The organism is Saccharothrix sp. CB00851 (assembly GCF_001905065.1).
GTDB lineage: Bacteria > Actinomycetota > Actinomycetes > Mycobacteriales > Pseudonocardiaceae > Actinosynnema.
Window position 1 is genome coordinate 180,173 of sequence record NZ_LWLC01000006.1, and the last position, 9,932, is coordinate 190,104.

The following is a 9,932-nucleotide window of genomic DNA, read 5'->3' on the forward strand; positions in this document are numbered from 1 at the left end:
ACTGTATATCGCCCGCCATCCGATGGTGGTGATCACCACCAACCTGTTGCCAACCGTCTTCCCGCGGGTCACGCGGCGCCGCTCAGCCCGCCCACGCCTGCCGGTCGACCAGCACGTCGCGCAGCCGGTCGGGCCGGTCGGTGACCAGCCCGTCGACCCCCAGGTCCAGCAGCCCGCGCATCTGCGGCTCGTCGTCGATGGTCCACACGTGCACCTCCAGACCGCGGCGGTGCGCGGCACGCACGAACCGGCCGTCGACCACCAGCAGCCGGCCCTGGTTCACCGGCACCTGCGCCACCGTGCCCCGCACCGGCAGCCCCACCAGCGGCACCCGCCCCGCCGCCCACAGCGCACCCGCCGACCGGGGACCCATCGACGTCAGCAGCCCCGGACCGCCCAACCTGCGCAACCGGGCCAGCCGCTTCTCCGAGAACGACGCCAGGCACACCCGGTGCAGCGCGTCGCACCGGCGCAGCACCTCCAGCACCGGCACCACCGCCGAGTCGGCCTTGACGTCGATGTTCACCAACGCCTCCGGCAGCTCCTCCAGCAGGTCCTCCAACCTGGTGATCGGCTCCCGGCCGCCCACGTTCGCCCGCCGCACCTCCGACCACGGCTGAGCCGCCACCGGACCGGTCGCGTCGGTGGTGCGGTCCAGCGTCGCGTCGTGGTGCACCACCACCACACCGTCGGAGGTGGCGTGCACGTCGGTCTCCAGGTACCGGTACCCCTCCCGGGCGGCGCGGCGGAACGCGGCCAGCGAGTTCTCCATCCCCGACAGCTCGCCGAGGTGCCAGCCCCGGTGGGCGAACGCCCGGGGGTGCGGTCCGGACAGGTACGGGTGGTTCGCGGTCACACCCGGAGTCTGCCCTGGCGGCGTGGCGCGAGGGTGACCGGTGGGTAGCGGGATACCGTCGCCCGCCATGGAGTTGGTGACCGAGGCCGTCGCGGCGCGCCGTGAGGAAGCCAGGCACTGCGCCTGGTGCGGACGCCGCCTGCCCGACAGCGGCCGGATCGGGCGGCCACGCCGGTACTGCGCGCAGCCGTGCCGGCAACGCGCCTACGAACGCCGCGCCGCGGTGCAGCGCGGCGGGCTGCCCGAGGACGCGGTGGTGCTGTCCGCGGGGGAGTTGGCCGACCTGCAGGACCGGCTGTTCCAGCTGCGGTGCGCCGCCGAGGACGTCGCCACCGCCGCCGCGGACGGTGCCGACGGCACCGAACTGCGGCGGCTGGCGGGGGAGCTGGTCGACACCGCGCGCGGGCTGGAGCGGTTGCGCTGAACCGTGTCGGCTTGCCCACCGCACGTGGTCTCGACCATCATGACGCGCGGGTGGGCGAGGAGGGGCGCGTGAACGGCAACGGCGCGTTGCACCGCGAGGTGCTCGACCGGGCCGACGTCGGTTTCGGTGTGACGGACGCGAACGGCACGCTGGCCTGGGTCAACCCGGCGCTGGCGGAGATCCTGGGCGTACCGGTGGACCACGTGGTCGGCCGGTCGCTGCCCGCGCTGCTGCCCGGCGCCCCCGAACGGCCCCGCTCCGGTCTCGCGCTGCTCACCCCCAGCGCCTACCGCAAGGGACACCGCTGGCTGGAGGTCACCTGCCAGCACCTCGACGCCGACTCCGATTCCGGCGAGCAGCTGCTGTACCGGGTGGTGGACGTCACCGCGTGGCGCGACCGCGAGCTGGAGGCCACCCACGAGGCCGACGCGCTGCGCCGCGCCCAGGTCCTGGGCCGCATGGGCACCTGGGAGTGGCACGTCGCCGACGACCGCGTGGTGTGGTCGGACACCCTGCTGGAGATGTTCGGGTTCGACCCGGGCACCGAGCTGGACTTCGACGGCTACGCCGCGCTGGTGCACCCCGACGACCTGTCCATGATCCAGGCCACCCTGGAAGAGGCCATGCGGTCCGGTGCCGGGTTCTCCTACACCCACCGGATGCTGCTCGCCGGCGGCACCGTCGAGCGCTGGTTCGAGTGCTTCGGCGAGGTCGTCGCCGACGAGGACGGCTCGCCGCTGCGGGTGCTGGGCACCGCGCACGACATCACCCGCGCCCGCCGCGTGCACGACGAACTGCTCGCCCTGGCCGAACAGGACCCGCTCACCGGCCTGGCGAACCGGCGCGCGGTGACCCGTGAGCTGGAACGCCAGCTCGCCGGCGGCGGGCCCGGCGCGATGCTGCTGCTGGACCTGGACAACTTCAAGGACGTCAACGACCTGCGCGGCCACGCCGTCGGCGACCGGCTGATGAAGGCCCTCGCCTCCGCGCTGCGGTCACGGCTGTCGCCCGCCCAGCTGATCGGCCGGCTCGGCGGCGACGAGTTCGCCGTCGTGCTGCCCGGCGCGACCCCCGCCGACGCCGCCCGCGTCGCCGAAGGACTGCGCGATGCCGTAGCCACGCTGCCGCTCGTGGGCGCCGCCCGCAGCCTCACCGTGTCCACCGGTGTCGCCGAGTACGGTCCCGGCGACACGTGGGAACTCGTCCTCGCCAACGCCGACCTCGCCCTCTACGCGTCCAAAGCCGCCGGCCGCAACCGGGTCACCGTCTACGAACCCGGCCACTACGCCGACACCGCCAAACGCGTCTCCGTGCTGGACCGGCTGCGCGCCGCCCTCGACCACGGCGGCCTCGCCCTGCACGCCATGCCGATGGTGGAACTGGCCACCGGCACCACCCTCGGCCACGAACTCCTGCTGCGCCTGGAAGACGGCCAGGACCCCTACCTCGGCCCCGCCGAGTTCCTGCCCGAGGCCGAACGCTCCGACCTCGTCCTGGACATCGACCGGTGGGTGCTGTCCACCGCCATCGACGCCCTCGTCCGCCACCCCGACCCCGACCTGCGGTTCAACGTCAACATCTCCGGCCGCACCCTCGAAGACGAGGACTTCGGCGGGTTCGTCCTGGACCGGCTCGCCACCGCGGGCGTCGCACCCGGCCGCCTCGGCCTGGAGATCACCGAAACCGCCGCCGTGACCAACCTCGACGCCGCCCGCGCCCTCGCACTGCAGCTGCGCGGCTTCGGCTGCCGCATCATCCTCGACGACTTCGGCTCCGGCTTCGGTTCGTTCGTCCACCTCAAACACCTGCCCATCACCGGCATCAAGATCGACGGCGAGTTCGTCCGCGGCATCGAGGAACGCTCCACCGACGCCGTCCTCGTCGCCGGCATCGTCCGGATCGCCCAAGGGCTCGGCCTGTCCGCCGTCGCCGAATGGGTCGAACGCCCCACCCAGGTCGACGCCCTCGTCCGCCTCGACGTGCGCATCGGCCAAGGCTTCCACCTCGGCCGCCCCCTACCCCTGGCACAGGTCCTCTCGGCCCAGTCGCAGCCGCCGAACGGCGCATTGTCGCCACACCTCACCGGTGCGGAGGATGGGGCGCGTTCCTGATCTCCGCCGCCCTCCCCGATGGGAAACCACCGCCGTGCCCGGTACCCCCGACAACCCCGCGCGCGGTGTCCGCCGCGTCGAGCTGAGCACCACCGACCCCGAACCGATCGCCGAGTTCTACGCCCACCTCCTGGGCTGGGTGATCATCGCCGAACCCGACGGCTCCTTCACCGGCTGGGTGGGCGACCGCCTCGCCACCCGCGTACACCCCGGCGACCCCGGCTGGCGCATCGTGTTCGCCGGCCCCGAACCCCGCGACCTCGACCCCACCGCCGCCATCGACACCGGCCGCGTCCTGCACGGCCCCTGGGCACCCCAACCCCGCCCCGGCGAACCCTCCTGGGTCGAACTCATGACCACCACCCCCACCGACGACTACTGGGCAGGCGAGCTGGGCTGGCAGATCCGCGACCCCGACGCCGACTTCACCCTCTACGACGCCACCATCGCCGGCGCCCGCCGCCCCGTCGCCGGCCGCCTCACCGCCACCGGCGGCTGGACCTGCTACTTCTCCGTCCCCAACGCCACCACCGCCATCGCCGAGGCCACCGACATGGGCGCCACCGTCCTCGTCCCCCCAAGAGAAGTCCCGACCGGCATCGTCACCGCCATCGCCGACCCGGCCGGCACCGTCTTCGCGCTCCTGGAAAACCCCACCGGCTGGGGCGGCACCTGGTCCACCACCCACCAAGCCCACGCCTAGCGACCCCACACACCAGCGGATCCCGCGGGACGAGGCCGGGGGAGCCGTCAGCCGCCCCAGTCCGCCAACTCCGGCGGAAACCCACCGGTCGCGATCGGCCCCCACCGGTCGATCGCGACCCGGATCAGCGACTTCCCCTGACGGCGCATCGCCTCCCGGTACTCGTCCCAATCCGGGTGCTCACCGGCGACACACCGGTAGTAGTCCACCAGCGGCTCCAACGCCTCCGGCAGGTCCAGCACCTCCGCCCGCCCGTCGACCTGCACGTACGGGCCGTCCCACTCATCGGACAGCACGCACACCGTCACCCGCTCGTCCCGCCGCGCGTTGCGGACCTTCGCCCGCTGCGGATACGTCGACACCACGATCCTGCCCTCACCGTCCACCCCGCACGTCACCGGCGACACCTGCGGCCGCCCATCGGCACGCGCCGTGATCAGCAGAGCACGGTGCCGGGGCCGCAGGAACGCGACCAGGTCGTCTCGGGACACGATGTCAGCGGTGGCGAATCTCGGCATACCCCCAGCCTAGGAGAAGACCACCCCACGAGAAGATGACCACATGCCCCACTCCGCCTCCCACAAGCCCGCCACCCACCGCTTCACCTCCCACGACGGCACCACCCTCGCCTACCACGAAACCGGCGACGGCCCGCCGCTGCTGTGCCTCCCCGGAGGCGCCGGCCGAGCCTCCTCCTACCTCGGCGACCTCGGCGGCCTGCACCACCACCGCACCCTCCTGCTGCTCGACCACCGCGGCACCGGCGACTCCGACACCCCCACCGACCCCGGCACCTACCGGCGCGACCGCCTCGCCGCCGACGTCGACGCCCTGCGCGCCCACCTCGGCCTGGACCGCGTCGACCTGCTCGGCCACTCCGCCGGCGCCGGCATCGCCATGGCCTACGCCGAACAGCACCCCGAACGGCTCTCCTCACTGATCCTGCTCACCCCGGCGCTACGCGCCATCGGCGCCACACCCACCGAAGCCGACTGGGCCGAGCACCTGCGCGCCCACGCCCACCAGCCCTGGTTCGCCGACGCCACCACCGCCCTGAAAGCCTGGAGCGACGGCCAGGACACCCCCGCCAACCGCCTCGCCGCCGCACCCCTGTTCTACGGCCGCTGGGACGACCAAGCCCGCGCCCACGCCGCCGCCGAACCCACCGAAGCCTCACCCGTCGCGCGAGCCGGCTACTCCGCCGACGGCGCGTTCAGCCCGGGCCACACCCGCCGCGCCCTCGCCGACCTGGACATCCCCGTCCTGGTCTACGCGGGCGGCGCCGACCCGGTGTCACCACCGCACCTGGTCCGGGAACTGGTCGACCTCATCCCCGGCAGCACCTACGTCGAACAGCCCGGCGCCGGCCACTTCCCGTGGCTGGACGACCCCGCCTTCCCGGTCGACCACCTGCGCGGCTTCCCACCCCGCTGAGAGCAGCACCTCGTCCCACCCCAACCCGGAACCCCGCGCCGACACCTCCGCGAACACCCGCCCACCCACCATCTCCCGCGCCGCCGCCTCCACCGCCACCACCTCCGGATCGACCACCGCCACCTCACCCCGCAACCCCCGCGCCGCACCCGCCAACAACGCCGCCCGCCGACCGTCACCCTCCGCCACCGCCAACCCCGCACACGCCTCCACCACCCGCGCGAACACCACCTGGTTGCCCCACTCCCGCGCCGCACCCGCCGCCGCACCCCACGCCCGCACCGCCGCCGCGCGGTCACCGCACGCCAACTCCACCCGCCCCGCCGCCACCAGGACCAACGCCCGCACCTCCTCAGGCCCGAACCACCCCCGCGGACACACCCGCAACGCCTCCGCGCACCACCGCCGCGCACCCTCCAGGTCACCGCGCCGCCGGGCCACCTCCGCCGCACCCAGCCACGCCTGCGCCAACACCTCCACCGCGCCCTGCGACCGCGCCAGCACCGCCGCCTCCTCCACATCGGCCGCCGCGCCCTCCAGGTCACCGGACCGGCACGCCCACTCCGACCGACGACACAACAGGCTCGCCGTGTGCTCGGTCGCCCCGAACGACCGCGACAACGCCAACGCCTCGTCCAGGAACCCCACCGCCACCACCACATCACCACCCGCCCGCGCCAACTCCGCCAGCTGCGACAACGCCAACGCCATGCCCCACCGCTCACCGACCGCCCGGAACCCGGCCAACGCCGCCGCGTGCTCCTCCCACGCCTCCCGCACCCGACCCGAGTACAGCAACCCCATCCCCGCGCCCAGCCGCCCCAACGCGCGACTCCACGGATCCGACCCCAGCAGCCGCTCCCGCAGCACCTCCAACTGCGGCAGGTCCAGCTTCGGCACCCCGTGCGCCATGCCCCACAGCACCGTCAGGAACGGCCGCGTCGGCGGACCACCCATCCCCGCCGGCAACGGCTCCCGCGGCGACGGCGACCCCGGCAACCCCACCGCCCCCGCCGACGACGCGTTCACCAGGCACAACAGGTACTCCTCGGCCACACCCGCGGGCGGCACCGGACCCACTGCCCGCACCACCTCCCCGGCCAACGACGCACCCTCCGTGCGCAGCCCCCGCAACCACAACGGCCACCCCAGATCCGCCGCCAACCGCAACGCCACCACGTGGTCGTGCCCCGCCGCCCACCGCACCGCCGCGGTCAGGTTCTCGTGCTCGGCCGCCAACCGCCCCAACCACACCAACTGCTCCGACCCGAACAACGGCACCGCCGCCTCCGCCGCCAACGCCGCGAAATACCGCGCGTGCGCCCGCCGCACCTCCTCCCGCTCCTCACCCGACTCCGCCAACCGGTCCGCGCAGAACGCCCGGACCGTCTCCGACATCCGGTACCGGTCCCCGGACACCTCCACCAACGACTTGTCCGCCAACGACGGCAACAACTCGTCCGTGCCCACCACCCCGCACACCACCGCCGCCGACCCCAACGTCACCCCACCCCGGAACACCGTCAACCGCCGCGCCAACACCCGCTCGTCCTCGTCGAGCAGCCCCCAACTCCACTCCACCACCGCGTGCAACGTCCGATGCCGCGCCACCACCGCCCGGCTACCCCGCGACAACAACCGGAACCGGTCACCCAACCGCGCCGCCATCTCCGCCACCGGCAACGACCGCACCCGCGCCGCCGCCAACTCGATCGCCAACGGCAACCCGTCCAACGCCCGACACACCCGCGCCACCACCTCGGCCGTCACCGGATCCAACCGGAACGACGGGTTCACCGCCGCCGCCCGATCCGCGAACAACCGCACCGCCGCCGACCCCACCCCACCGCACTCCAACGGCGGCACCGGCCGCACCACCTCCCCGGTCACCCCCAACGCCTCCCGCGACGTCGCCAACACCCGCAACCCCGGACACGCCGGCAACAACCCGCCCACCAACGCCGCCGCGTCGTCCACCACGTGCTCGCAGTTGTCCAGCACCACCAGCACCGGCCGGTCCTGCAACGCCGCCACCAACCGCGCCACCGGCGCCGTCACCGGCCGCAACCCGTCCTCCCGCAACCCCAACGCCGACACCACCGCCCGCGGCACGTCCCCACCCACCGCCAACGGCGCCAGATCCACGAAGAACACCTCACCCGGCTCCCGGCCCGCCACCTCCACCGCCAACCGCGTCTTGCCCGAACCACCCGCACCCGTCAACGTCACCAACCGCGACGACCCCAACGCCTCACCCACCAGCCGCACCTCCCGCGCGCGGCCCACGAAACTGGTCAACTGCGCCGGCAACACCCGCCGCGCCGCCGGCCCCTCACCCCGCACCACCTCACCGTGCGCCGCCACCAACACGGGGGAGGGGTCCACGCCCAACTCCTCGGCCAACACCCGCCGCGTCCGCTCGAACACCTCCAACGCCTCCGCCTGCCGCCCCTCCCGGTGCAGCACCCGCACCAACCGCGCCACCAGCCGCTCCCGGGTCGGGTGCGCCGCCACCAACTCCCACACCAACCCCACCGACACCCCGTCGTGCTCCTCCACCGCCCGCAGCCGCAACTCCTCCCAACGCGCCACGCACACCGCCGCGAACGGCGCGTCACCCACATCCGGCAACGCCGGACCACGCCACAACGCCAACGCCTCACCCGGCAGACCCCGCGCCACCAACTCCTCGAACCGCAGCGCGTCCACCTCACCCGGATCCACCACCAGCCGATACCCGGCAGGGGAGTACTCCACCTCCACGTCCACCAACGACCGCAACCGCGACACCTGCGACTGGATCGCGTTACCCACCCCCGCCGGCGGCCGCGGCCCGTACAAGGCCTCACTCAACCGGTCGACACCCACCACCCGACCCGCACCAACCACCAACACCGCCAACAACGCCCGCAACCGCGGCCCACCGACCCGGACCTCCGACCCGTCCGCCCGCCGCACCACCATCGGACCCAACACCCCGAACCGCACCCCCGAATCCTCCCGCACCCCACCCACCCGGAGGAGCGGACGCTCAGGCCCGGCCCATGATGTCGGCCACCACCTCCGCCTTCGCGTCCGCGTACTGCTGCAGGTACTCCCACTCCCGCGCCGCCAACTCCCGCTTCGTCCGCTCGTACAACACCCGGTCCGCCTCCGAAACCCGCAACCGGTCCCGGAACGCCACCATCCGCCCCACCTCCGGCGACCCAAGACCCTCACCGCGGCAACGGCGACGGCTCACCCACCGCGAACAGCTCACCCCCCGAACTCACCCGCTCCCGCACCTCGTCGGCCAAAAACACCAGGTCCTCCACCACCCGGCACGCCTCCACCTCCTCCCACGACACCGGCGCCGACACCGACGGCCTCGCCCGCGCCCGCAACGAATACGGCGCCACCGTCGTCTTCGCCGGGTTGTTCTGCGACCAGTCGATCAACACCTTCCCCGTCCGCTGCGCCTTCGCCATCCGCCACACCACCTCATCCGGCGACTCACCCGCCAACCGCTGCGCCACCCCCTTCGCGTACTCCGACGTCCGCTCCGGCGACGACACCGACACCGCCGCGTACACCTGCAACCCCTTCGACCCCGACGTCTTCACCACCGGCACCAACCCGTCACCCACCAACACCTCCCGCACCCGGCACGCCACCCGGCAGCACTCCACCACCGTCGCCGGCTCACCCGGATCCAGGTCGAACACCACCAGGTCGGGGGAGTGCCGCCCACCCCGCGCACCCACCCTCCACTGCGGCACGTGCAACTCCAACGCCGCCAGGTTCGCCACCCACACCAACGTCGCCAAGTCCTCCACCACCACGAAATCCGCGTACTCCGCACCCCGCGACGACCCCGGCGTCTCCACCCGCACCGTCCGCACCCACTCCGGCGCGTGCGACGGCGCGTTCTTCTCGAAGAACGACTTCCCCTCCACCCCGTTCGGATACCGCCGCACCGTCAACGGCCGACCCGCCAGATGAGGCAACAACACCGGCGCGATCCGCGTGTAGTAGTCGATCACCTCCGCCTTGGTGAACCCCACCTCCGGGTACAGCACCTTGTCCAGGTTCGTCAGCTTCACCCGACGACCCCCCACCGCCACCACCGCGTCAGCCATCGGCACGCCGCACCTCCCCGGGCACCCGATCCGGCCGCAACCCCCGCCACGTCGGAAAACGCAACCGACCGTCCGCCGTCCACTGCCGGAACGCCACCTCACCCACCAACTCCGGACGCACCCACCGCGCACCCCGCGCCCGCTCCCGCGGCACCTCCGACACGAACGGCGACCGCGCCATTTCCAACTCCGACAACCGCGCCGTCAACCGCGCCAACTCCGCCCGGTCGAACCCCGTACCCACCGACCCCGCGAACACCAACCCACCCCCGCCGTCCGGAATCCC

The 9,932-nt window shown here is 73.3% G+C and carries 9 protein-coding genes and 1 pseudogene; 4 read left to right on the forward strand and 6 right to left on the reverse strand.

All coding sequences use genetic code 11. From position 1 onward, the window contains the following. Positions 1 to 82: 82 nt before the first annotated feature. Positions 83 to 856: a glycerophosphodiester phosphodiesterase gene (locus A6A25_RS08860; RefSeq protein WP_073887518.1), complete on the reverse strand. Its 774-nt coding sequence runs from the start codon at positions 854 to 856 to the stop codon at positions 83 to 85. A gap of 67 nt (positions 857 to 923) precedes the next feature. On the opposite strand from A6A25_RS08860, the gene A6A25_RS08865 reads away from it, so the two are divergent. From A6A25_RS08865 to A6A25_RS08875, 3 genes are all read left to right on the forward strand, one after another. Then, complete coding sequence (locus A6A25_RS08865) at positions 924 to 1,280, forward strand: hypothetical protein (protein ID WP_073887519.1); 357 nt, start codon at positions 924 to 926, stop codon at positions 1,278 to 1,280. A 68-nt stretch (positions 1,281 to 1,348) separates the two neighbouring features. Continuing rightward, on the forward strand, positions 1,349 to 3,391 hold the full coding sequence (locus tag A6A25_RS08870; protein ID WP_073887520.1) for a putative bifunctional diguanylate cyclase/phosphodiesterase: 2,043 nt from the start codon (positions 1,349 to 1,351) through the stop codon (positions 3,389 to 3,391). A 34-nt stretch (positions 3,392 to 3,425) separates the two neighbouring features. Next, a complete protein-coding gene (locus tag A6A25_RS08875; RefSeq protein WP_073887521.1) occupies positions 3,426 to 4,094 on the forward strand; it encodes a VOC family protein in 669 nt (222 codons plus the stop codon). Between the two features lie 47 nt (positions 4,095 to 4,141). Here A6A25_RS08875 and A6A25_RS08880 read toward each other — a convergent pair whose 3' ends face one another. Beyond that, a complete protein-coding gene (locus tag A6A25_RS08880) occupies positions 4,142 to 4,612 on the reverse strand; it encodes a PPOX class F420-dependent oxidoreductase (RefSeq protein WP_073887522.1) in 471 nt (156 codons plus the stop codon). 43 nt (positions 4,613 to 4,655) lie between these two features. On the opposite strand from A6A25_RS08880, the pseudogene A6A25_RS45330 reads away from it, so the two are divergent. Next, a pseudogene (locus A6A25_RS45330) lies at positions 4,656 to 5,429 on the forward strand (alpha/beta fold hydrolase); the annotation flags it as partial. On the opposite strand, the gene A6A25_RS08890 reads toward A6A25_RS45330, so the two are convergent. The 4 genes from A6A25_RS08890 to A6A25_RS08905 form a co-directional block, all read right to left on the reverse strand. Beyond that, a complete protein-coding gene (locus A6A25_RS08890) occupies positions 5,388 to 8,516 on the reverse strand; it encodes an ATP-binding protein (protein ID WP_073887524.1) in 3,129 nt (1,042 codons plus the stop codon). The pseudogene A6A25_RS45330 and the gene A6A25_RS08890 overlap by 42 nt on opposite strands. A 43-nt stretch (positions 8,517 to 8,559) precedes the next feature. Beyond that, a complete protein-coding gene (locus A6A25_RS08895) occupies positions 8,560 to 8,787 on the reverse strand; it encodes a GrpB family protein (protein ID WP_338013199.1) in 228 nt (75 codons plus the stop codon). After that, a complete protein-coding gene (ligD, locus tag A6A25_RS08900; RefSeq protein ID WP_073887593.1) occupies positions 8,744 to 9,646 on the reverse strand; it encodes a non-homologous end-joining DNA ligase in 903 nt (300 codons plus the stop codon). Before ligD ends, A6A25_RS08895 begins: the two co-directional genes overlap by 44 nt. Continuing rightward, positions 9,639 to 9,932, reverse strand: a 294-nt coding sequence (locus A6A25_RS08905; protein ID WP_443217045.1) for an ATP dependent DNA ligase, incomplete at its 5' end; no start/stop codon positions are given. The genes A6A25_RS08905 and ligD, both read right to left, overlap by 8 nt.

What these genes read in the sequence shown, in the direction of transcription:
- A6A25_RS08865 (WP_073887519.1), top strand. Translation starts at nt 924, where the DNA reads ATGGAGTTGGTGACCGAGGCCGTCGCGGCGCGCCGTGAGGAAGCCAGG.
- ligD (WP_073887593.1), bottom strand. Translation starts at nt 9,646, where the DNA reads ATGGCTGACGCGGTGGTGGCGGTGGGGGGTCGTCGGGTGAAGCTGACG.
- A6A25_RS08880 (WP_073887522.1), bottom strand. Translation starts at nt 4,612, where the DNA reads ATGCCGAGATTCGCCACCGCTGACATCGTGTCCCGAGACGACCTGGTC.